This window comes from Leptotrichia sp. OH3620_COT-345, from assembly GCF_003932895.1.
Taxonomy (GTDB): Bacteria; Fusobacteriota; Fusobacteriia; order Fusobacteriales; family Leptotrichiaceae; genus Pseudoleptotrichia.
Genome location: NZ_RQYW01000005.1, coordinates 93,210 through 115,618 on the forward strand (window position 1 = coordinate 93,210; position 22,409 = coordinate 115,618).

26 protein-coding genes are annotated in these 22,409 nt (G+C 30.1%); 23 read left to right on the forward strand and 3 right to left on the reverse strand.

Annotation, left to right across the window (positions count from 1 at the left end; all coding sequences use genetic code 11):
* Positions 1–343: 343 nt before the first annotated feature.
* The 17 genes from EII29_RS04470 to EII29_RS04550 all read left to right on the forward strand — a co-directional run bounded on the left by EII29_RS04470 (position 344) and on the right by EII29_RS04550 (position 14,898).
* A complete protein-coding gene (locus tag EII29_RS04470; protein WP_125236339.1) occupies positions 344–1,153 on the forward strand; it encodes a lipopolysaccharide assembly protein LapB in 810 nt (269 codons plus the stop codon).
* Positions 1,140–2,165, forward strand: a complete 1,026-nt coding sequence (locus EII29_RS04475) for a low specificity L-threonine aldolase (protein ID WP_125236340.1) — start codon at positions 1,140–1,142, stop codon at positions 2,163–2,165. The genes EII29_RS04470 and EII29_RS04475 overlap by 14 nt, the downstream gene beginning before the upstream one ends.
* Before the next feature lie 85 nt (positions 2,166–2,250).
* A complete protein-coding gene (locus EII29_RS04480) occupies positions 2,251–3,063 on the forward strand; it encodes a Cof-type HAD-IIB family hydrolase (protein WP_125236341.1) in 813 nt (270 codons plus the stop codon).
* Between the two features lie 815 nt (positions 3,064–3,878).
* Entirely contained in the window at positions 3,879–4,640 is a 762-nt protein-coding gene (tpiA, locus tag EII29_RS04485; protein WP_125236342.1) for a triose-phosphate isomerase, read from the forward strand.
* Positions 4,641–4,686: 46 nt separating this feature from the next.
* Positions 4,687–4,890 carry a preprotein translocase subunit SecG gene (locus EII29_RS04490; protein ID WP_125236343.1) on the forward strand — a complete coding sequence of 68 codons (204 nt, stop codon included), beginning with the start codon at positions 4,687–4,689 and terminating at the stop codon, positions 4,888–4,890.
* Positions 4,891–5,525: 635 nt separating this feature from the next.
* On the forward strand, positions 5,526–6,251 hold the full coding sequence (locus tag EII29_RS04495) for a class I SAM-dependent methyltransferase (protein ID WP_125236344.1): 726 nt from the start codon (positions 5,526–5,528) through the stop codon (positions 6,249–6,251).
* Between the two features lie 27 nt (positions 6,252–6,278).
* Positions 6,279–6,602: an AtpZ/AtpI family protein gene (locus tag EII29_RS04500; RefSeq protein ID WP_125236345.1), complete on the forward strand. Its 324-nt coding sequence runs from the start codon at positions 6,279–6,281 to the stop codon at positions 6,600–6,602.
* 23 nt (positions 6,603–6,625) lie between these two features.
* Positions 6,626–7,024, forward strand: coding sequence for a hypothetical protein (locus EII29_RS04505; protein ID WP_125236346.1), 399 nt, complete (start codon positions 6,626–6,628; stop codon positions 7,022–7,024).
* A 74-nt stretch (positions 7,025–7,098) separates the two neighbouring features.
* Positions 7,099–8,013 (forward strand): F0F1 ATP synthase subunit A, encoded by a 915-nt coding sequence (gene atpB / locus EII29_RS04510; RefSeq protein WP_125236347.1) that lies wholly within the window; start codon positions 7,099–7,101, stop codon positions 8,011–8,013.
* A 58-nt stretch (positions 8,014–8,071) separates the two neighbouring features.
* Entirely contained in the window at positions 8,072–8,308 is a 237-nt protein-coding gene (atpE, locus tag EII29_RS04515; protein ID WP_006807556.1) for an ATP synthase F0 subunit C, read from the forward strand.
* A gap of 43 nt (positions 8,309–8,351) precedes the next feature.
* Positions 8,352–8,846 (forward strand): F0F1 ATP synthase subunit B, encoded by a 495-nt coding sequence (gene atpF / locus EII29_RS04520; protein WP_125236348.1) that lies wholly within the window; start codon positions 8,352–8,354, stop codon positions 8,844–8,846.
* Between the two features lie 5 nt (positions 8,847–8,851).
* Positions 8,852–9,379, forward strand: coding sequence for an ATP synthase F1 subunit delta (atpH, locus tag EII29_RS04525; protein WP_125236349.1), 528 nt, complete (start codon positions 8,852–8,854; stop codon positions 9,377–9,379).
* Positions 9,380–9,398: 19 nt separating this feature from the next.
* On the forward strand, positions 9,399–10,904 hold the full coding sequence (atpA, locus tag EII29_RS04530) for a F0F1 ATP synthase subunit alpha (protein ID WP_125236350.1): 1,506 nt from the start codon (positions 9,399–9,401) through the stop codon (positions 10,902–10,904).
* Positions 10,905–10,917: 13 nt separating this feature from the next.
* On the forward strand, positions 10,918–11,778 hold the full coding sequence (atpG, locus tag EII29_RS04535; RefSeq protein ID WP_125236351.1) for an ATP synthase F1 subunit gamma: 861 nt from the start codon (positions 10,918–10,920) through the stop codon (positions 11,776–11,778).
* Positions 11,779–11,795: 17 nt separating this feature from the next.
* Entirely contained in the window at positions 11,796–13,193 is a 1,398-nt protein-coding gene (gene atpD / locus EII29_RS04540) for a F0F1 ATP synthase subunit beta (RefSeq protein WP_125236352.1), read from the forward strand.
* Between the two features lie 18 nt (positions 13,194–13,211).
* Positions 13,212–13,601 (forward strand): ATP synthase F1 subunit epsilon, encoded by a 390-nt coding sequence (atpC, locus tag EII29_RS04545; RefSeq protein ID WP_125236353.1) that lies wholly within the window; start codon positions 13,212–13,214, stop codon positions 13,599–13,601.
* 85 nt (positions 13,602–13,686) lie between these two features.
* Positions 13,687–14,898, forward strand: coding sequence for a DUF4912 domain-containing protein (locus EII29_RS04550; protein ID WP_125236354.1), 1,212 nt, complete (start codon positions 13,687–13,689; stop codon positions 14,896–14,898).
* 291 nt (positions 14,899–15,189) lie between these two features.
* On the opposite strand, the gene EII29_RS04555 is transcribed toward EII29_RS04550, so the two are convergent.
* From EII29_RS04555 to EII29_RS04565, 3 genes are all read right to left on the reverse strand, one after another.
* Entirely contained in the window at positions 15,190–15,801 is a 612-nt protein-coding gene (locus EII29_RS04555; protein ID WP_125236355.1) for a hypothetical protein, read from the reverse strand.
* A 191-nt stretch (positions 15,802–15,992) separates the two neighbouring features.
* A complete protein-coding gene (locus EII29_RS04560) occupies positions 15,993–16,244 on the reverse strand; it encodes a hypothetical protein (protein WP_125236356.1) in 252 nt (83 codons plus the stop codon).
* Positions 16,245–16,276: 32 nt separating this feature from the next.
* On the reverse strand, positions 16,277–16,456 hold the full coding sequence (locus tag EII29_RS04565) for a hypothetical protein (protein ID WP_125236357.1): 180 nt from the start codon (positions 16,454–16,456) through the stop codon (positions 16,277–16,279).
* Between the two features lie 562 nt (positions 16,457–17,018).
* Here EII29_RS04565 and dapB point away from each other — a divergent pair.
* The 6 genes from dapB to EII29_RS04595 all read left to right on the forward strand — a co-directional run bounded on the left by dapB (position 17,019) and on the right by EII29_RS04595 (position 22,394).
* Positions 17,019–17,747 carry a 4-hydroxy-tetrahydrodipicolinate reductase gene (gene dapB, locus EII29_RS04570; RefSeq protein ID WP_125236358.1) on the forward strand — a complete coding sequence of 243 codons (729 nt, stop codon included), beginning with the start codon at positions 17,019–17,021 and terminating at the stop codon, positions 17,745–17,747.
* 52 nt (positions 17,748–17,799) lie between these two features.
* Entirely contained in the window at positions 17,800–18,495 is a 696-nt protein-coding gene (dapD, locus tag EII29_RS04575; protein WP_125236359.1) for a 2,3,4,5-tetrahydropyridine-2,6-dicarboxylate N-acetyltransferase, read from the forward strand.
* Between the two features lie 37 nt (positions 18,496–18,532).
* Positions 18,533–19,684, forward strand: coding sequence for a lipopolysaccharide assembly protein LapB (locus EII29_RS04580; protein ID WP_125236360.1), 1,152 nt, complete (start codon positions 18,533–18,535; stop codon positions 19,682–19,684).
* Positions 19,685–19,885: 201 nt separating this feature from the next.
* Complete coding sequence (gene recA / locus EII29_RS04585; protein WP_125236361.1) at positions 19,886–21,034, forward strand: recombinase RecA; 1,149 nt, start codon at positions 19,886–19,888, stop codon at positions 21,032–21,034.
* The gene (locus EII29_RS04590; RefSeq protein ID WP_125236362.1) at positions 21,034–21,621 is read left to right on the forward strand and encodes a regulatory protein RecX; all 588 of its coding nucleotides are present in this window, start codon (positions 21,034–21,036) and stop codon (positions 21,619–21,621) included. Before recA ends, EII29_RS04590 begins: the two co-directional genes overlap by 1 nt.
* A gap of 17 nt (positions 21,622–21,638) precedes the next feature.
* Positions 21,639–22,394 (forward strand): 1-acyl-sn-glycerol-3-phosphate acyltransferase, encoded by a 756-nt coding sequence (locus EII29_RS04595; protein WP_125236363.1) that lies wholly within the window; start codon positions 21,639–21,641, stop codon positions 22,392–22,394.
* The last annotated feature ends 15 nt before the right edge of the window (positions 22,395–22,409 follow it).

Here is a 22,409-nt window from a genome sequence, read left to right on the forward strand (position 1 = left end):
AATTATGAAGGAAGTTTTAAATAAAAAAGTTCCAATTTTAAATCAATATTATTGTATAAAAGACCTTTAGGTGAAATTACGCATAAGGGTCTTTTTTTGTTGAAATTTTGGATTTAATATTAAGAGTAGGAGTGAAAATATAAAAAAACTAAGTTATATTATTTTCGTTCAATTTATAAGATATATTTTTTATTTTATTATTTTTTCCTTTTAGAAATCAATATTTATACCATTTTTTAATTCTTTTGAATATTTTAATTGTTAAATAAATATTAAATTTAAAAATGCTTTATATTCTTAAAAATATCATGTATAATAAATAAAAAAGGGAGATTGTAAAATTATGGGAAATAATAATAACACAAACATTGAAAAAACTAATAAAAAGAAAATAATGGAAAAGTATGATGCACATACAGCAAACGAAAAAGGAATATTCCATTATGGAGAAAAGGAATACTTAAAAGCTGAAGAATATTATCTTTTAGCTATTGAAAAAGGAAGTGATGAAGCATTATATAATTTAGGTCTTCTTTATCATCATACAGGAAAGATTGAGAAAGCCGAGGAGTATTATAAAAAATCAGCTGAAAAAGGTAATGCTGATGCAATTAACAGTTTGGGAATGATAAGAAAAGCCCAAGGAAAATATGAAGAAGCCGAAAAATATTATCTTGAAGCAATGGGAAAAGGAGATGGATTTGCAGCTTACAATTTGGGGAATTTATATGAAATCCTTGAAAATTATGAAGAAGCGGAAAATTATTATTTAAAAGCCCTTGAAATTGAAAATAAAAATACTCCTGCTGTAATGAATAACTTGGCTTTTATGTATTACAGACAGGGGAAAAAAGAAGAGGCCGAAAAAATGTTCATAAAAGCTGTAGGAAAGAATCATACAGGGGCAATGAACAATCTTGGATATTTATATTTGAATGACGGAAATTATGAAAAAGCTGAAAAATATTGTCATAAAGCCTTAAAAATGGGAAGTGATGATGCTCTGTATAATCTTGGAGTCTTATCTGAAATTTTAGGAAAATATGAAGAAGCTTTAAAATGGTATGAAAAAGCTGTAGAAAAAGGCATAAAACAGGCAGAAGAAAGAATAGAACTTATAAATAAATGGGAGAAAAATAATGTTGTACTTTGAAAATGATTATGCAGAAGGGGCTCATGAGAAAGTACTGAATGCACTTTTAAAAACCAATAATGAAAAACATTCAGGTTACGGGAGAGATGCATATAGTTTGAAAGCAAAAGAAAAAATAAAAAAAATGTGTGGTCGTGACGATATAGATATATATTTTCTCACAGGGGGAACTCAGACTAATTTGATTGTAATAGGTTCCCTTTTAAAATCTTATGAAGGAGTAATAGCTGTCGAAACAGGACATGTGAATGTTCATGAGGCGGGAGCTGTGGAACTGACAGGTCATAAAGTTCTGACATTGCCTCAGCATAACGGGAAAATAAATATTAATGAACTGAAAAAATACATAGAAATTTTCTATAATAATAAAAATAAGGAACATATGGTTTATCCGGGAATGGTTTATATTTCCCATCCAACAGAATACGGAACATTGTATACAAAAAAAGAACTAAAAGAAATTTCGGAAATATGCCGAAAATATGAAATGCCGTTATTTTTAGATGGTGCAAGATTGGGATATGGCTTGGTAGTTGAAAATACTGATGTAGATTTGCCTTTTTTAACTGAAATTTGTGATGTGTTTTATATAGGTGGAACCAAAGTAGGAGCATTATGCGGAGAAACAGTGGTTTTTACTAAAAATAATACACCGAAGAATTTTACCACAATTATTAAACAGTATGGAGCATTGCTGGCAAAAGGTCGATTATTGGGAATCCAGTTTGATACTTTGTTTACTGACGGACTTTATTTAAAAATAAGTAGAAATGCCATTGAAACAGCTGAAATTTTGAAAAGAGGTCTAAAAGAAAAAGGCTACAGATTTTATATTGATTCTCCTACAAACCAGCAGTTTATAATATTAAAAAATGAAAAAATAAAAGCACTGGAAAAAGAAGTAATATTCAGTTTTTGGAAAAAATATGATGAAAATCATACTATTGTCAGATTTGTAACAAGTTGGTCAACTTCAAAAAAAGATGTGGAAAAATTAATCAAATTATTATAAAATAGAAATCAAAATAAAAATTAACGAAGAAAAATGGAAATACGGCAATATCTCAAAAATCTAAATAAAAACGGAGGATTTAAAAATGAAATATAAACTTATAGGGACTGATATGGACGGAACTCTTTTAAATGATAATCATGAACTTACAGAGGGAAATATAAAAGCTATAGTTGATATACAGAAAAAGGGAGTTAAATTTGTTCTTGCAAGCGGAAGACCCAGTTTTGCAATGCTAAATTATGCAAAACAACTGGAAATGGACAAATATAATGGATATATAATTGCATTTAACGGAGGACAGCTTATAGATATGTCCAATGGAAAAGTTATTTTTCATGAAGGATTGGATAAGAACGATATAGAAAAAATATATGAAGTTTCTGAAGAAACAGGAATTCCAATGGTGCTATATGCAGGAGATACTCTTTATTCAAATAAAAATACTGAGCTTGTACAATTTGAAGTAAGTCAATGCGGCATGAAATTTTATGAGTTTAAGAGTATAGATGAACTTTTCGGTCTGGGAATAAAAGAAACTACAAAATGTATGTTTATAGATGAATCGCAAAATATTCTGAAAGTCGAAGAATATATGAAGTCAAAGTATGGAAAAGACTATTTTATTGCAATTTCCGCTCCAATATTTCTTGAGATTGCCAATAAAAATGTTGATAAAGGAAAAACGATGAAAAAGCTTGGGGAAATAACCGGGATATCTTTAAATGAGATGATAGCCGTAGGAGACGGAAATAATGATGTTCCAATGCTTGCCGTTGTGGAAATGCCTGTAGCGGTTTCCAATGCTAACTCAAGAATAAAGGAAATGTCTAAATTTGAAAGTTCGGATAATAATAATGATGCTTTAAAAATTGTAATAGAACATTTTTTTAAATAGTTTAACAGAATTTGTCAAAAAAGTTGAGAAAAATATAGAATATAAAGTGCTATGTAAAGTAAATGATAATCTAATAAATAATGAAATAAGTTATAGAAAAGAACTATAAAAATGTTCAAAGCAAATTTATCAAAAAAGGAGAATTGAAGAATTTTTCAAAAATATGGTTTGAACCTAAGAAAAATCGTAAAAAATCCACTATAGTTTTTTAGATGCAGAGATTCAGGATTCGTTGTTTGATTATCCAAACCGGAAACTAAGGGATATGTTAAATCAGAAAGTAATTAATAAAAATGACATTGAAAAATTCTAAAACATCTATTTTGAAATAAATTTTTACATCAATTTGCCAATAAAGGAAAATGAATTTATGAACTGTATCGGAGAGAAATAGAATCTTTTAAATATCCTTTTAATATATGAAAATTCAATGCTGACAAAGTTACTTTAAAATGCTTTAAAAGAAAAAATCATAAGTTTATCGGATTTTGAAATGACTGATGATACAATAGTTGAAAAAGTAGAAAGTCTTCATAAAAAAAACTTGGAAAAAATTTTTTATAAATTTTCAATTTTTGAAAGTTTGAGAACAAATTAAATATAAAAAACAGATATATAAATCCATATATTTCAATTGAATAAATAATATAAAGATGATTTAAACTTGAGAGATATATAAAATATATTGTAAAATCAGCATAAGGCGATATTATAACAAAGAAAATTTATTAAAAACACAGTTTGATAATTATTCAAAATTGTGATAAAATACATTGAAAATAAAAAAACAGATTATATAAAATGGAGGAAAAATAATGAGAAAAGTCATAGTTGCGGGAAACTGGAAAATGAATAAAACAGTAAAAGAAGCTGCAAAATTTTTATCTGAGTTAAAAGCTTTGACAACAGATGTAAAAAATGCCGAAATAGTTATAGGAACTCCTTTTACTGCATTGGAAACGGCAGTTAGAGAAACAGAAGGGAGTAATATAAAAATTGCTGCACAGAATATGAATGCAAATGACAGCGGGGCATATACAGGAGAAATTTCACCTCTGATGTTAAGAGATTTAGGAGTGGAATATGTAATATTGGGGCATTCTGAAAGAAGGGAATACTACGGAGAAACTGACGAAATAGTAAATGAAAAAGTAAAAGCTGCTTTAAAACATAATTTAAAGCCTATTTTATGCATAGGTGAAAAACTGGAAGAAAGAGAAAACGGAATCACTGAAAAAATAGTAAAAGAACAGACAGAAAAAGGTTTAGCAGGAGTTTCTGAAGAAGATATGTCTAGTGTTGTCATAGCTTATGAGCCTGTATGGGCAATCGGAACAGGAAAAACCGCTACACCTGAGCAGGCACAGGAAGTACATGCATTTATAAGAAAGCTTCTGACTGATATGTATGGATCTGAAGTTGCTGAAAAAGTAACTGTGCAGTATGGAGGTTCAATGAAAGCGGATAACGCATTGGAACTCATTTCTCAAAAAGATATAGATGGAGGACTGGTTGGAGGAGCGAGCCTTGAAGCTTCAAGTTTTGCAGAAATAGTAAAAGCCGGGAATTCTATATAAAATTATGTGAAACTTTATAATTGTTAAATTTAATGTAGGAGGATTAATGTTAGAAAATTTTTTAGTAGTGGCTCTCGTAATTTTGGCTGTAATTATGATAGGAGTAATTTTACTTCAGCCTGATAGAAGTCAGGGATTGGCTAAGAACTCCAATGTCCTTGATCAGGAAAAAGAAGGAATAGAAAAATTTACTGAAATTATAGCAACGGCTTTTTTAGTAGTTGCAGTTTTATTTCAAATAGTAAGATAAAATTTAATTTTTAAACTTTGTATATTTTGACTAAGCGTCCATCTTTCATAATAAAGGAGTGGACGTTTTAATTTTTTAATAAAATTTGATAAAAATAATAATTTTGGCATTTTTAAGTATTTATATTTACAGTTATAGAACTCTTTTTGAGTTATAAGAAAGTTCCTAAAAAATATTTCAGATTTTGAGATGAATAATAGTAAACTTTTTGTATAATTTTTTATTTTGAATATAGTGAAGTAAAACGGAGTCATATTAAAAATTTCAAATATCTGTTTACGGTAGAAAGAAAATCACAAAGTAGAAAATTTTTCTTGAAAAAGCTGACTGATGTACTCATGTTATTTTTAGAGGATATAAAATGAAATATAGAAAAATTATTTTGAAATTAATCTGAATTGTAGAAAATGTTAATTAAAATAATTTATATTAAGTAAGAAAAATAATATAAATCTATTAGAAACTAATATTTGATATAAATACAAATAATAAAGCACAATAAACATTTCAAATATAAAGCATGAAAATATATTGTAATATGGATATTTTCATCAGTATATGATATTATATCGGTAGAAGTGAAAAGTTAGGCAATATTAAAAAATAAACATAAAATTAGTCAGGAGAGAGAAAAATTGCATAAAGAATTTGCAGAAATTTACGATGTTTTTATGAAACATGTAGATTATAAAGGATGGTATAAGTTTTTAAAAAGTTATATGAAAAATAAAGGAGAAGTTCTTGATTTAGGATGCGGAACGGGAGAATTTATTTACAGGTTTCTGAAAGACGGATTTTCAGTGACAGGAGTAGACATATCGGCAGATATGCTAAAAATTGCAGAAGAGAAAATAAAAAGTAAAAATATAAAGATTAGCAGTTATAAGCTTATAAAAGATAATATAGTAAGTTACAGCCATATAAAAAAAGTTGATTATGTTATATGTAACTTTGATACTGTCAACTATCTCGAAAATAAAAAGGAATTTGAAAAGTTTATTGATAAATCAGCCGAAAATTTGAAAAAAGGAGGGTATCTTATATTTGATGCTGTAACTGAAGAAATATTTGAAGAAATATTTGAAAATGGAATATTTTTAGATGAAGAGCCTGAATATACAAGTATATGGAGATATGAAAAATTAAGTTTCGAAAAGTATTTTGTGGAAATAGATCTTTTTATAAAGCAAAAGGAAGAAGAAAATTTATTCAGGAAATATAATGAACAGCATAATAAATTTATCTATGATCCTCAATGGATAGTGAAAACTGTACAAAGTAAAGGATTTGAAATTTTTGATGTAGCAAAAAATCCTGATTTTGGAGAAAGCAGAATATTTTTTATATTTAAAAAACTCTAAAAATCATACTAAAATAGAGGTGAAAATATGACTGAAAAATTTGAAAGTGAAAAAAGCGAAACGAATAAAAAATCTGAAAAGCTTTATGAATTGGAGAAAAGATTGGGAAGGCATAATAAAGAAAAAGAATTAAAGAAAAAAAAAGATAGAATATTGTTAAAATATTTTTTAATTGCTACAAATATGATTTATACTTTGGCGGGTTCTGTCCTTCTTATGCTCGGGCTCTATCTTTTAATGGAAAAATATATTTTTAAAAGGCAACAGCCTATTGTACTGATTCTATTTCTGGTAACAGGGGCATTTGCAGGATATTGGACATTAGTAAAACAGGTTACGGGTATTAAGTAAGAAAAATTAAAATAGGAGAAGAAATGTTTGGAAATATACCTGAATCAATAAAAGAATCTTATGTAATTTCATTATTTTTAACGATAATATCTCTGATTTCGGGAATGTTTTTAAAAAGACCGGAATTGTATGTCGGTTTTTTTTCAGGTTCGATAATTTCAATGATAAATGTATATTTAATAATAATCGGAGCATATAAAACAATAAATCAAGGATATACAGGACAATTCAGAGGCATGTTTGAATATTTAAAAAGAATTTTAATTTATTGTGGAGGAATGTATGCGGTTATATTTATAAGTCGGAAATTTTATCCTGATTATGTAATAAATAATATAGTTGCAACAGGAGCGGGATTTTTAAATTTAAAAATTTCATTATACATAAATCGTATAATATTAAAGTTTGCAAAAAAGCAATGATTGGAGTATAATAGAATTTGGAATTTAAACACATATATTTATATTTTATAAACATAAGGAGGATAGAGGATAAAATGGGAAAAGGAAAAAAAATAACAGTTTCATTGATTATATTATTTTTGATGATACTTATTGTTAATTTGATATTATCATTAATTTCAACTTTTCTTCCTATAAAATTTGTAATGCCTGAAAGCCTTATTGAAGCACCGAAATATTATAATTTTTTCATAGGAAATATGAAAATTCCTATTAGTCAGACAGTGCTGAATACTTGGGTAATTATGGCTCTAATGGCATTTATAATAAAAAAGGGGACAGATAAACTAAGTGTGACAAACCCGGGGAAATTGCAGATTATTCTTGAAGAATATTATCATTTTATAGAAAATATGTTTTTGGGAACATTCGGAAAATACAAGAAAAAATTTATACCATTTTTTTCAGCATTATTCGCATTTATACTTTTTTCAAATTTAAGCCTGTTTTTGTTTCCATTTATCATAACAATATCAAAAGGAGAGCATGGAGGATACTATATTAAGCCTTTTTTCAGAACCCCTACGGCAGATCCGAATACAACAATAGGGTTATCTCTTGTAGTAGTAGTGCTTTTTATATCTATAGCCATAAAAAAGGGTGGAATTACAGGATATGTAAAAAGTCTGATGCACCCTGCATGGTTTATGCTTCCTGTAAACATAGTAGGAGAGCTTTCAAAACCTTTAAACACTTCGATGAGGTTATTTGGTAATATGTTTGCAGGTCTTGTAATCGGAGGTCTTTTATACAGTCTTGTAGGAAGAGGGATAATACAGTCCGCAACAAGAAATATATTACATGGACAGTTTTCATTCTCAGTAGGCTGGGCAGGAATATTGCAGTTATATTTTGACGGTTTTGTAGGACTGATACAGGCATTTGTATTTACAGTACTTTCATCAGTATATGTAAGTGAAGTTTTAGGCGAGGAAATTGAAGAAGAATAGAAAATATAAAAAATTTATAAATTAATAAAATAGATATTAAAATTTTAGGAGGCAAGAAATGGAAGGATTAGTACAGGCGGCAGCATTATTAGGTGCCGGAATAGCAGCAATAGGGGGTATAGGTGCAGGACTTGGACAGGGTATGGCGACAGCATATGCAGTAGAAGCGGTATCAAGACAGCCCGAAGCGAAACAGGATATTATGCAGACACTTATTATAGGGTTGGCAATTACTGAATCAACCGGAATTTATGCTTTAGTAATATCTTTTCTGCTAATATTCTTAAAAGGTTAAATTTATAAGTTTTTAAAATCATCTGAAGGAGCGGAAATAGAATATGTCGGAAGGATCAAATTTAATTAATATAGATTTTACAATGGCAATCCAAATAGTAAATTTTTTAATACTTATATATATTTTTTGGAAAGGATTTGCCAAAAAAATCGGAAAAGTAATAGAAGAAAGAAAAGCGTTGGCTTTATCAGAAATGGAAATAGTAGATCAGGAGAGAGAAAAATTGGAAGAACAGAAAAAAATTTCTGAAAAACTGAAGAAAGAATCCAAAAGAAGAGCCAATGAGATTTTAATCAAGGCTGAAAGACAGGCTGATGAAAGAAAAGATCAGATTATATCAGCTGCTATGATGAACAGAGAAAGAATGATGATGAAAGCTGAAGCCGATATTGAAAAAATGAGACAAAATGCAAAGTTTGAACTTCAAAAAGAAGTAGGAGAAATAGCTGTAGAGCTTGCAGAAAAGATTATAAAAGAAAATATAAAAGATAAAGAAGATCGGATAATTGACAATTTCATTGATAAAATAGGAGATTAATATTTATGGACAAAAAGGGAATTGCTAAAAGATATGCTTCAGCTATTTATGATGTAGGAAAGGCTTCGGATAACATAGGAGAAATCCGTGAAGTTCTGAATCTTCTGATGGAAAAGTATGAAGAAGAGGAAGAATTTAGAAAATTTTTATCTGATCCTGTTGTTAAAATAGAGGAAAAAGAAGATTTTTTGAAAAAGTCCTTTGATTTTGTAAGTAAAAAAGCATTAAGAATAGTCAACTATATTGTGAGAAAAGGAAGGTTGCCTTTAATTTCTCATATAAAAGAAGAATTTTTAAAAATTTATTATGCTGAAAATGACAAACTACCTGTAACTGCAACGTTTACAAAAGAACTTTCGGAAAATCAGAAAGAGAAGTTAATAAAAAAACTGGAAAGCAAATACGGGAAAAAAGTGGTTTTAAATCTCAAAGTTGATAAAAGCCTCATTGGAGGAGGAATTGTCAAAATACGGAATGAAGTAATAAACGGTTCTATAAAATATCAGATTGAAGATTTGAAAAAAATGTTCTAAAAATTGGAGGTGCTTTTTCTTGAGAATTAAACCGGAAGAAGTAAGTAAAATAATTCGTAAAGAAATTGAAAATTATAATACGGTTCTCGATATTTCCAATATAGGAACTGTACTGGAAGTAGGAGACGGAATAGCGAGAATATACGGACTGGGCAATGTAATGTCAGGAGAATTGCTTGAGTTTGAAAACGGGGCAACTGGAATGGCACTGAATCTTGAAGAAAATAATGTAGGTGCCGTAATTTTCGGAGAAACAAGGGGGATAAAAGAAGGAAGTGCAGTAAAAGGAACTGGGACAATAGCCGGTGTTCCTGTAGGAAAGGAAATTCTCGGAAGAGTAGTGAATGCACTTGGAGAGCCTGTAGACGGAAAAGGGTCTATTGATGCTGAAAAACATATGAATGTTGAAAGAAAGGCTTATGGAATTATTGACAGGAAACCTGTAAACGAGCCTCTTCAGACAGGAATAAAAGCCATAGACGGAATGGTGCCTATCGGAAAAGGTCAGCGTGAACTTATAATAGGGGATAGACAGACAGGGAAAACGGCAATCGCCATAGACTCGATAATTAATCAGAAAACGACGGGAGTTTATTGTATATACGTAGCAATCGGGCAGAAAAGATCTACAGTAGCTCAGATATATAAAAAGCTTGAAGAGGAAGGGGCAATGGAATATACGGCAATAGTTGCAGCAACAGCTTCTGAAGCGGCACCTCTCCAGTATCTGGCACCTTATGCCGGAGTAGCAATGGCGGAGTATTTTATGGAGCAGGGAAAACATGTGCTTATTGTATATGATGACTTGTCGAAGCATGCAGTAGCCTATAGGGAAATGTCTTTGTTACTTAGAAGACCTCCGGGAAGAGAAGCATATCCGGGAGATGTATTTTATCTTCATTCAAGACTTCTTGAAAGAGCTGCAAAATTAAGTGATGAACTGGGGGGAGGCTCGATAACGGCTCTTCCTATTGTAGAAACCAAAGGGGGGGATATATCGGCATACATTCCTACAAATGTTATTTCCATAACTGACGGACAGATATTTCTCGAAACGGATTTATTTAATTCAGGTTTCAGACCGGCTATAAACCCCGGAGTATCAGTTTCAAGGGTAGGGGGAAGTGCTCAGATAAAGGCGATGAAGCAGGTTTCTTCAAAAGTAAAAATAGAGCTTGCACAATATAATGAACTTCTTGCTTTTGCACAATTCGGTTCGGACCTTGATAAAGCTACGAGAGATCAGCTGAATAGAGGAGCGAAAATAATGGAAGTGCTGAAACAGAAACAGTACAACCCTTATAAAGTTGAAGAAGAAGTAGTGTCTTTCTACTGTGTTACAAATGGATATTTTGATGATATTTCTACTGAAAAAGTATCTGTTTTTGAACATGATCTTATTGAAAGTTTGAGGACTAATAGCGAAATTTTAAATATAATAAGGGATGAAGAAAAATTAACCGATGAAGTAAAAAATAAACTTGATGAATATATAGTAAATTACAAACAGGACTATGTATGGTAAGTAGGTGTATTATATGGCTGCGAATATGAAAGAAATAAAAGAAAGAATTGACAGTGTTAAAAATACGGGTCAGATTACAAATGCAATGAATATAGTTTCATCTACAAAATTTAAGAAATTTCAGGAACTCACTTTAAGATCCAGAAGTTACTCAGATACTCTTGATATAGCTTTTGACAATCTTGTTGCAAGTTTAAAAGGAAAAAAACATATTATATTTGATGGAAAATTTGAAGTGAGAAGAATAGGTATTGTAATAATGACATCAGACAGGGGACTTTGCGGAAGCTTTAATTCAAATATGCTGAGAAGAATGGAAGAAATGATAAAAAGTTTTCAGAAAGATGGAAAAGAAGTCAGTATAGTGTCTATCGGGAAAAAAGCAAGAGACTACTGTAAAATCAGGAATATATCAGTAGATAGTGAATATATTCAGTTGATTCCTGAAACTATGTTTGAAAAAGCAAAGAAAATAAGTGAAGATATTGTACAGTTTTATCTGAATGACTTTTATGATGAAGTATATCTGTTGTATTCAAAATTTATTTCGGCAATTGAATATAATATTCAAGTAAAAAAAATACTTCCAATAGAAAAAAAGGAAGGACTTCCTACAAAGGAATATATATTTGAACCGTCTGAGGACGAAGTATTAAGGGCATTTATTCCTAAAGTATTAAATATAGAGCTATATCAGGCTTTGCTTGAAAGTGCGGCAAGTGAGCACTCAGCAAGAATGTCCGCAATGAAAAAAGCAAATGACAATGCAGATGATATGATAAAGAAACTGACAGTTCAGTATAATAGGGAAAGACAAGGTCAAATTACTCAGGAATTGTCGGAAATTGTCGGAGGATCGGAAGCTCTGAAGTAAACAAAGGAGGCTAAAAATTGGAAAATAAAGGGATACTGGTTCAGGTAATAGGACCTGTAGTAGATGTAAAGTTTTCGGATAAATTGCCGGATATATATAATGCGTTGATAATTCATAATGAAAATAATGAGAAAATAGTTGCAGAAGTTCATTCTCATATAGGAAATGGAATTGTAAGAGCAATAGCAATGTCAGGAACGGATGGTCTTAAAAGAGGACTAAAAGTAATTGATACAGGAAAGCCTATTGAAGTGCCTGTAGGAAGAAAAACTCTCGGAAGAATATTTAATGTTCTTGGAGAAACAGTTGACGGAGGAGATATAATAATTCCTGATGTAACGGATTCGATACATAAAGAAGCACCGTCATTTGAAAGTCAAGGAACGGATTCGGAAATTCTTGAAACGGGAATAAAAGTGGTAGATTTACTGGCTCCTTATTTAAAAGGAGGAAAAATAGGTCTTTTTGGAGGAGCAGGAGTAGGAAAAACAGTGTTAATACAGGAACTTATAAATAATATTGCTAAGGGACACGGAGGTTTGTCAGTATTTGCAGGTGTTGGAGAAAGAACAAGAGAAGGTCGTGATTTATATAATGAAATGAAAGAAAGCGGAGTTCTGAATAAAACAGCATTAGTATACGGGCAAATGAATGAGCCGCCGGGAGCAAGATTAAGAGTTGCACTGACTGCATTGACAATGGCGGAATATTTCAGAGATAAAGAAGGTCAAAATGTTCTTCTATTTATTGATAATATATTCAGGTTTACCCAAGCCGGAGCCGAAGTTTCCGCCCTTTTGGGGAGAATGCCTTCAGCAGTGGGATATCAACCGAATCTAGCAACAGAAATGGGAGCATTACAAGAAAGGATTACTTCTACAAGTTCAGGCTCTATAACATCCGTTCAAGCTGTTTATGTTCCGGCGGATGATTTGACCGATCCTGCTCCTGCTACGACATTTGCCCATCTTGATGCTACTACGGTACTGTCAAGACAGATAGCATCTTTAGGTATATATCCTGCTGTAGATCCGCTTGATTCCACATCAAGGATACTGGAACCTGAAATAGTGGGAAATGAACATTATAAAGTTGCAAGGGAAACTCAGAGAGTTTTACAGAGATATAAAGAACTACAGGATATCATAGCAATATTAGGAATGGATGAGCTGTCTGACGAAGATAAACTTGTAGTAAATAGAGCCAGAAAAATACAGAGATTTTTTTCGCAACCTTTTTCAGTTGCTGAACAGTTCACAGGAATGAAAGGAAAATATGTACCTTTAAGAGAAACTATAAGAGGATTTAAGGAAATTTTGGAAGGAATACATGATGAATTGCCTGAACAGGCATTCTTATATGTAGGAACTATTGATGAAGCAGTTGCCAAAGCGAGAGAATTGTTAAGAGAATAATTTATTAGGAGATGGGAAATGGCTACAGAATTTATTTTAAAAGCAGTTACACCTGAAGGTCTTGTATTTGAAAAGCCTGTAACATTTGTAAAAGTGAAAACTGAAAATGGAGATGTGGGAATTCTTGCTAAACATGCTAATTTTGTTTCTTCACTGGGAGCAGGAGAAATGATAGTCAGGGAAAAAGAAAATATTGAAACCACGTATTATCTTGAAGGAGGATTTCTCGAGGTAAGGCAAGATAAAGTAGTAATTTTAGGAGAAGATATGATGGAAGCTACAACAGCCGAAGCGGTAAAACTCGCAAAAAAAACTGCAATTGAACTTGCAAAACAGCATAAATTAAGAGAAGATCAAGATATTCTCGGGACAAAGAAACGTATACAGGAAAATTTAACTAGGAAATAATTGTAATTCATCAGTATTTAAAATATACATAAATTTTAAGCAGTTGAAAAATGTATAAAAATATAATAAAAAACGGAGGCCGTGTATGAAGTATTTGGATGAAATGACAAAAGAGGAACTTATTGATTGTGCTAAGAAAGAAAAAATTTTTTTGGGGCTGACATTTAATAGAGAAAAAATTATGACAAAACTTGAAAAAAAAGGATATAAGCGTAATTATTTCCTAAATGAAAATGCAAAAAAATCTGATAATTCTGACAATAAGGAAAAAGAAATTATTACAGGAGAAAAAAAATCTGTAGTTAATAACGATATGTCAGTGATATCGAATAAAAAGGAAAATATAGCTGAAAATACGAAAAATTCCCCTAATGTTGAAAATTCCTATAATCAAGGCAAGGAACAGGAAGAAAAAAACATAATTCAAATAATGGAAGAAGCGGAAATTTTTTCAGAAGCCTCTTTTATTTACAGAAGCAGAAGTTATTACAGAAATTATCCTAATAAAAAATTAATGAAAAGCTTGAGAAAAAAATATAGAAAATATAGAAATGATCTTCAAAAAGAAATAGACTTTATATATAAAGGGATAAATGAAGAAGAAATTAAGAAAAGAGAAAAAGAAACTGAAATTAACAGATCCAAATTTGCTAAAGGTGCTGAATATGAAGGACAATCAAGCCCCGAGGATATTTATTTTGATAAAGCTCCTTTACCTGCTGCATATTTTGTAGATGAAGTAGTTTTAATGCCCAAAAATCCCACTACACTTTATATTTATTGGGAAATAAGAGACGATACTTTTGAAAAGCTGGCTGAAAATCCTGATATAGTAGATAATATAGTAATAAAACTTTTCAAAGACGGTAGTGAATATAGAAAAATAATAAGACATGAAAGAATAGGCTCCCATTATATAGGAGAAGTCGATACTGATCAGAATTATGAAGTATTTATCGGATATGAAGATAGATACGGAAATTTTTCAGAAGTTGCTCATTCTACTCGGGCAATATCCCCATCTGATAAACTGTCCGACAATATGGAACTGGTTTGGGGAACTGTCAGAGAAGATAAAAATACAAATCAAATAATAAAATATGTAAACAGTCCGATTCCTACTGAAGAAAACAGAGAATTTATAGAACTTATAAAAAATCCTGAAAATGACGAGGAATTTACGGTAGAAATACTCGAAAGACTCTTAAAAATAGGTTCTTCAGAAAATGTAACAGAAAAAGGGGCCAAAAGGACTTCTCCTGACAAACTTATAATGACAGGTGTCGGAAGTTCATAAAATATTTTATTCCGATTTGTAATTAAAAATATTTGAATAAAAGTTTTTTAACGGAAAAATTATTAATTCAAGTATTAAGAAAGTTTGTTGTAAGACACGATGTTTAGATAATAAAATGATTTTGTAAATAAAAGAAATTAAAAATAAAAAGGAGCTGTTAAATTTTTATGATAACAGCTTCTTTTACTATTTATGTAAAATGTATGTACAATAATTTTGAAAAATAATTTAACACTGAAAATGAGGTGAAAAAGTTGATAACCTTAAGAAATTCTAAGTTGCATTAACTTTTTATTTTTTGAATTTTCTCTTTTTAATAATTGAAGTAATTAAGAAAAATATACTCATAGTTACAAATGAAGAAAATAGAACTAAAAGAATACTGCTAAGTACAAGATTATCAAAGTCTATACTTTCATTTCCAAATTTTCCGTATTTATTTAAAAACTTTGACGGATTTGTATATTTTATATTTTTTCCGAATTTCTGTTCAATTTCTTTTTCAGTAAGGTTTAAATGCTCATCAGCATAACTGTCTTTTTTTATGTAAAAGTACCCTTTACATTTTTTATTATTTTCTCCTATAATATATCCCACATAGTAATCATTAATTATTGTAATTTTAGAGATGGAATAACAGTTAATATCATTTTCTTTTAGGTGAGTAGACTTTTTATCTTCTTTCATTTTTTTTAATTTTACATTTTTTAAAATAATGTCGGAATCATCGGTTTTAAGAGGATCTTTTCTTTCAAAAGCGTATGTTTTATTTGCTCTCAGGTATTCATTTTTTCTGTAACTGTCTCCTATAAATCCGAATAAAAAATAAAAAACTCCAATGATAAAGCCTATTATGGAAGAAAGTAGAAAAATTAAAGTAAAGTTATCAATTTTCTTTTTCATCTTGTCATCTCCGATATTTTTTTGTAGCCATGTTTTGTAGAAAATTTGATGCTTCTTTTTCATTTTTAAATACTCTATCAACAATAATTTTTTGTTTATATCCGTCAGACATACTATAAGGTATTCCTGTTTCTTTTGAAGTTGGAAATCTATTTTTAATATTATAAGGTTCTTTAAATTCATCATATAATTTATATTTTTTTATAATCTTTAAATGTACACCATCTTTTTTTATCTGTTTTTATTAATGTCCGACTACGTAAAGTTGATGTTCTTAATGTTATAGGAAGTCCTCCGGAATCAGCCATATTTCTAATTCCCCCATCAGAAAAATTTGGATGAAAACTTTCATTGTTTATTTTTATATTTTCAGAATTTTTAAAACCATTTTTTTTAAAATATTTAGCTGCCGTAAAATAAATTAAAGTATCTAAATCTTTCATTGCTTTTTTATATTCTTTTGAATTTATAAGATTTATCCTTCAGGATCTATTTTATCAATTCTTAATTCTCCTCTTTTTTGTAATTTGTTTTCAATTCTTGAAGTATCTTCCTCTTTTTTTAAATATTTATTTTGAATTTCTAAAGGTAAAAAATAAAATCCGAAGTATATTGATTTAATTCCGATATCTTTTATTTGGGATAAGAATTTCAATTGGTTTCTTAGCTTTTCACTATTAATTGGATAATTTTTATTTTCTATATCTTTTATAATTCGATTTCTTGAACTATTGATATTATTATGTATTCTTTCTTTTGGATATGAGGTAGAGTTATTTGATCTTATTATTTTGGGATTTATTGTTATAAGTTTATTATTTAAAAGACTATTTCCTTCATAGTCAGGAGTTTTTTAAATAGATATTTTTCTACTTTTATTAATAATATTTTCAGATTTTTTCATTTTATCAAGTGTTTCAAGTAAATCATTAAAAGCTTTACTTTTTATATCATTAGGCATATAGTTTCTCTTTTTTTATTTAAAACATTATTTTTATTATACATTAAATTTTGAAAATTTTCAACATATTCGGAAATAAGACTGATAAAAATATTTGAAGTATTGGAAAAGTTGATATAATAAAAAATATATTATATATTAAAGTAGCATCATTTTATTATAAATCATTTTTCTAAGCATTTTATAAGATTTACAAAAGTGTAAACAAAGTGGCTAATTCTATAATAAATAGAATGTAAAAAGAATAGGAGTAATTATGAAAATAATTATTTACGGTGCCGGAGTAATGGCAACTTACGTAAAAGAAGCGATTATAAATTCAGGGAATGAATTTACAGGCTTTGTAGATCCTTTAGGAAATGGAGATTTTGAAACTTTAAAAAATATAAATGAAGATTATGATGGAATTATAGACTTTTCACATTTCAGTTTACTTGACGAGATATTGGAGACAGCTATCGAAAAGAAAGTTCCTGTTATTATTGCGACAACGGGGCATACAAAGGAACAGACGAAAAAAATTGCAGAGGCGGCGGAAAAAATACCGATAATAAAAGCTACAAACACGTCAGTAGGAGTAGCAGTGCTGAATGAAATTACAGCTTATGCGACAAGACTGTTAAAAGGATTTGATATAGAAATTATTGAAAAACATCATAACAGAAAACTGGATGCACCAAGCGGAACTGCAAATACACTTCTTGAAATTATAAATCAAAATACAAATGATGAATACGAAATTGTTTATGGAAGAGAAGGTCAGAAAAAAAGAACTGGAGAAGAAATAGGTGTTCATTCAATAAGAGCAGGTAATATTGTCGGAGAACATACGGTAATTTATTCAAAAAATGATGAAATAATAGAAATAAAACATGAAGCATTGTCCAGAAAAATATTTGCTGACGGTGCTGTGAAAGCAATATTATATTTAAAGAAAAAAAAGTCGGGAATGTATAATATGAAAGACGTACTTAGTATAAAATAAAGGAAAATATAATAAAAAATATATGAAAGAATAAATAATGGAGGATAAAATAATGACAGAACTTGAAAAATCAAAAGCAATAATACAATTTATATCTGAATCTGAAAAAACAACTCCTGTGGAACTTTATACTGATGATGAAATAAAAGATGCAGGTTCTTGTAGAGTAATAGGGAAAGATCATCTGAAGCTGGTTGTAGGAGATTGGAAAGATGTGGAAAAAGTCATTGAAAACAATAATCTGAAAAATTATTACTTGAAAAATGACAGAAGAAATTCCGGAGTACCTATGCTTGATATAAAAAATATAAATGCAAGAATAGAGCCGGGAGCAATAATAAGAGACAAAGTTTCAATTGGAGATAGAGCGGTCATTATGATGGGGGCAGTTATAAATATTGGAGCTGAAATAGGTGAAGGTACAATGATAGATATGAATGCAGTACTTGGAGGAAGAGCAAAAGTAGGGAAGAATTGTCATATCGGAGCGGGAACTGTACTTGCAGGAGTTATTGAACCGCCTTCGGCAGATCCTGTAATCATCGAAGATAATGTGGTAATAGGAGCTAATGTTGTTGTCTTGGAAGGGGTGAAAATAGGTAAAGGTGCTGTAGTAGCAGCAGGGGCTGTAGTAACAGAAAATGTTCCTGAAAAAGTGGTAGTAGCGGGAATGCCTGCTAAAATTATAAAAAATGTTGATGATAAAACAGCTTCAAAAACTGAAATTGTTGAAGATTTGAGAAAGTGATCAAAAATTTAGAAAGCAAAAAAATTAGGAGGATAAAATGAAAAAAATATTACTGGTATTAGGAATTTTAAGCATAAGTGCATTAGGCTTTGCCGATGCAAAATCTGATTTTGAAAATGCACAAAAACTGGCAGGTCAGAAAAAAATAAATGAAGCTGTAAAGGTATTGGAGGGAGTAGCAAGTTCAACGGACAAAGCGTATTCAGTAAAAGCTAATTTTCAGTTGGGAGCATATTATTTACAGAATAATAACAGAGTAAATGCAAAAAAATATTTATCAGCAGCCTGGAAAGATCCAAATTATGTAGTTGAAGAAACTTTAGAAGCGGCAAGACTTCTTTATTTGATTTCCCTTCAGGAAAAAAATATGAAGGAAGCCGAAAAATATATAACATGGGCTGATGAAAAGACAAACGGAAAAGATATAGATACAGTATCAAGTCTTATTATATTCTATTTTGACAATAATATGCAGTCGAAAGGTCAGGCAAGATATGCAGCTGCAAATAAATCAGGAGACAAGGAATTTATATCTGAAATGAATTTCAATATAGGACAGTATTATTTGGGGAAAAATAATAAAACTGCTGCGAAAAAATATTTACAGGATTCATATAACCAGTCGCCGAATGCAGTATTACCTGCAGGATATTTGTTATCTCAAATAGCACTTTCAGAAAAGAACAATGCAGGGGCTGAAAAAATTCTCCTTGAAATGAATACTAAAACAGGTAATAAAAATGCTGAAATACTTGGAATGTTGGGGTCATTCTATTTACAAACAAACAATCTTGTAAAGGCCGAAGATTATTTGAAAAAATCTGCAACAGTTGACAGAAATAATACGGATGCAAGATTATTATTATTGGCATTGTATGAATCAAAAAATGATGCTGCAAAAGCAACTGCAACGTATAATGAAATAAAAGGAACAAAAGGTGTAAATGCAAAAACATTGAATAAAGAATTGGGAGTATATTTTGCTCAGTTCGGAAATGGTGCAATGGCTGAAAAATACCTGAAAAAATCCATAAATGAAGATAAAGATAATGAAGCGAAAGTAGTATTGGGACAGGTTTACTTCGGAATGGGGAAAAAAGCTGAAGCTGTAGCTATATTAAAAGAAGCTGTAAATAATAAAGTAAAAGGTGCAGCAGAAGTTCTGAAACAAGTTGAATCTGCAAAATAAACAAAAACGGAATAAAATAAGAAAAATAAAAGGGCGTTTTGCTCTTTTTATTTTTGAGAAATTTTGTTATAATATAAAAAAGACAGGAGGTGAAAAATTAATTGAGGTTTTATCAGTTTAATTGAGCTTAGAGTTGATTGGAAAATGAATTATGCTTTATAATAAAAAAATTAATTGTAAATAAAAAATTAAGGAGAAAAAATGGCAAGAAAAAAAGCGGTAGAAGAAAAAGAAGATAAGGGACAATCTGAAAAAGAGAGAGTACTGAATTTGGCACTTACCCAGATACAGAAAGAATTTGGAGAGGGTTCTATAATGAAGCTCGGAGAAAATCAGAAAATGAATGTAAAAACTATATCTACAGGGAGTATAAACTTGGATATGGCTCTTGGCATAGGAGGAGTTCCGAGAGGAAGGATTATAGAAGTTTATGGAGCGGAATCATCAGGAAAGACAACACTGGCACTGCACATAATAGCTGAAGCACAGAAAGAAGGTGGAATAGCTGCGTTTATTGATGCGGAACATGCTCTTGATCCTGTGTATGCAAAGGCATTAGGAGTAAATATTGATGAACTTTTAATTTCTCAACCCGATACGGGAGAACAGGCACTTGAAATAGCTGATATGCTTGTAAGAAGTGGAGCTATGGATGTAATAGTAGTGGATTCCGTTGCGGCACTTGTTCCAAAAGCTGAAATTGAAGGAGAAATGGGAGATCAGCAAATGGGATTACAGGCAAGACTTATGTCTAAAGCACTTAGAAAGCTGACAGCAAATATATCAAAATCAAATACGGTAATGGTATTTATAAACCAGATTAGGGAAAAGATAGGAGGATTTTCTTTTACTCCCGGACCTCAGACTACTACTTCAGGAGGAAGAGCATTAAAATTCTTTTCTACAGTAAGAATGGAAGTTAAAAGAATAGGTTCTATAAAACAGGGAGATGATGTTATTGGAAATGAAGTTTTAGTAAAAGTGACTAAAAATAAAGTAGCACCTCCTTTTAAAGAAGCAAGATTCAATGTAATGTATGGAATAGGAATTTCAAGAATAGCTGAGATACTCGATGCTGCCTTGGAGCTGGGACTGGCTTCAAAAAGCGGGGCATGGTTCAGTTATGGTGATGAAAGACTGGGGCAAGGAAGAGTAAATGTAGAAAAAATGCTTCAGGAAAATAAAGAATTATATGATAAAATAGAAAGCGAAGTTCTTGCAGCTATAAGACCTAAAAATGATGAAAATGAAGTTGTAAGTGAAAATACTAAAGAAGAGGAAGTAAAGCCTAAAAAAGCAACTACTAAAAAAAATTCCAAAATGACTGAAGAAGAAATGGAAATTGAATAATGATAATAGAAAAGATTCAGAAGAACAAATTATATCTGTCTAATGGAGAAATAATGGATATTACTCCTTTAATAAGACAGAAATACGGATTAAAAACTAACAACAATATTGAAAGCCTCTATGACGATATTTCATACGAGGCTTCTCTTGAAAAAGGAATATTTCTTCTTTCTTTAAAAGACAGAACCGAAAAAGAGATGCAAATGAAGTTGAATGAAAAATATTCAAATCATAAAATGGTTGCAAAAGCAGTTATGAAATTATCTGAATTAGGTTATATAGATGACTTGAATTATGCGATTTCTTATATAAATACCAGAAAATATGGTGTACAAAGAATAGTTTATAATCTTTCCCAAAAAGGGATAAAAAAGGAAAAAATAGAAGAAGCGTATGAAATTATTCAACAGGAAACAGGGAAAAATATTGAAGATGAAAAACTTGAAAAGGCAATTATGAAAAATATAAAAAAAGAAGAACATAAATTAATACAATATCTTGTAAGACAGGGATTTGAACCGAGAAAAATATTTCAGAAAATAAAAAAGTATAAAGAGAATAGGGAATTTGAAAATTATGATGAATAGAAAGGAAGAGGAATAGAATGAGGACAATATTTTATCATTTTATATTAGCAGGAACATTCATATATGGAACTTTTGTTCATTACTGGTATCTTTTATTAAATAAAGGAGAAAAAAGATATAAGTATGTATGTAAAGTTGGAAAAAACTGGGGTAAAAACATTATTTGGGCTTCCGGAAGTAAAGTAAAACTGATTTATAAAAATCAAAGTGAAGAAGATATAAAAAAAATAAAAGAAACAGGAGAAGCTGTAATTCTTATTTCTAACCATCAAAGTAATGTAGATATTCCTACACTTTTAGGATATTTTCCTTTGAATTTTTCATTTATTGCTAAGAAAGAAATGAAGAAATGGCCGTTGATAGGCCGATGGATGAGATCCTTTGATTGTATTTTTCTTGATAGAAAAAATCCCCGTCAAGGAATGAAAGATATGAAAGAAGCTATTCACAAAATACAAAATGGACATTCTTACGTCATTTTTCCTGAAGGAAGCAGAAGTTCCGATGGGGAAATAGGGGAATTTAAAAAAGGAAGTTTTAAATTGGCAACTGATACAGGGGCAAAAATAGTACCTATTACATTAGTAGGAACGTATGAAGTACAAAGTAAGAAAAGTCTGAAAGTTAAACCAAATAAAAATATAAAAGTAATAATTGACAGTCCTATAAATTTGGAAAATTTAACTAAAGAAGAACAGAAAGAAATACATGAAATTGTAAATAAAATAATAAAAACCAATTTTGAAGAATTTAAAAATGAAAAAACAAGATAATAAAGCAGAAAGGAA

Coding starts and splice junctions, on each gene's coding strand:
- EII29_RS04470 (WP_125236339.1), top strand. CDS start 344: ATGGGAAATAATAATAACACAAACATTGAAAAAACTAATAAAAAGAAA.
- EII29_RS04475 (WP_125236340.1), top strand. CDS start 1,140: ATGTTGTACTTTGAAAATGATTATGCAGAAGGGGCTCATGAGAAAGTA.
- EII29_RS04480 (WP_125236341.1), top strand. CDS start 2,251: ATGAAATATAAACTTATAGGGACTGATATGGACGGAACTCTTTTAAAT.
- tpiA (WP_125236342.1), top strand. CDS start 3,879: ATGAGAAAAGTCATAGTTGCGGGAAACTGGAAAATGAATAAAACAGTA.
- EII29_RS04490 (WP_125236343.1), top strand. CDS start 4,687: ATGTTAGAAAATTTTTTAGTAGTGGCTCTCGTAATTTTGGCTGTAATT.
- EII29_RS04500 (WP_125236345.1), top strand. CDS start 6,279: ATGACTGAAAAATTTGAAAGTGAAAAAAGCGAAACGAATAAAAAATCT.
- EII29_RS04505 (WP_125236346.1), top strand. CDS start 6,626: ATGTTTGGAAATATACCTGAATCAATAAAAGAATCTTATGTAATTTCA.
- atpB (WP_125236347.1), top strand. CDS start 7,099: ATGGGAAAAGGAAAAAAAATAACAGTTTCATTGATTATATTATTTTTG.
- atpE (WP_006807556.1), top strand. CDS start 8,072: ATGGAAGGATTAGTACAGGCGGCAGCATTATTAGGTGCCGGAATAGCA.
- atpF (WP_125236348.1), top strand. CDS start 8,352: ATGTCGGAAGGATCAAATTTAATTAATATAGATTTTACAATGGCAATC.
- atpH (WP_125236349.1), top strand. CDS start 8,852: ATGGACAAAAAGGGAATTGCTAAAAGATATGCTTCAGCTATTTATGAT.
- atpG (WP_125236351.1), top strand. CDS start 10,918: ATGGCTGCGAATATGAAAGAAATAAAAGAAAGAATTGACAGTGTTAAA.
- atpC (WP_125236353.1), top strand. CDS start 13,212: ATGGCTACAGAATTTATTTTAAAAGCAGTTACACCTGAAGGTCTTGTA.
- EII29_RS04550 (WP_125236354.1), top strand. CDS start 13,687: ATGAAGTATTTGGATGAAATGACAAAAGAGGAACTTATTGATTGTGCT.
- EII29_RS04555 (WP_125236355.1), bottom strand. CDS start 15,801: ATGAAAAAGAAAATTGATAACTTTACTTTAATTTTTCTACTTTCTTCC.
- EII29_RS04560 (WP_125236356.1), bottom strand. CDS start 16,244: ATGAAAGATTTAGATACTTTAATTTATTTTACGGCAGCTAAATATTTT.
- dapB (WP_125236358.1), top strand. CDS start 17,019: ATGAAAATAATTATTTACGGTGCCGGAGTAATGGCAACTTACGTAAAA.
- dapD (WP_125236359.1), top strand. CDS start 17,800: ATGACAGAACTTGAAAAATCAAAAGCAATAATACAATTTATATCTGAA.
- EII29_RS04580 (WP_125236360.1), top strand. CDS start 18,533: ATGAAAAAAATATTACTGGTATTAGGAATTTTAAGCATAAGTGCATTA.
- recA (WP_125236361.1), top strand. CDS start 19,886: ATGGCAAGAAAAAAAGCGGTAGAAGAAAAAGAAGATAAGGGACAATCT.
- EII29_RS04590 (WP_125236362.1), top strand. CDS start 21,034: ATGATAATAGAAAAGATTCAGAAGAACAAATTATATCTGTCTAATGGA.
- EII29_RS04595 (WP_125236363.1), top strand. CDS start 21,639: ATGAGGACAATATTTTATCATTTTATATTAGCAGGAACATTCATATAT.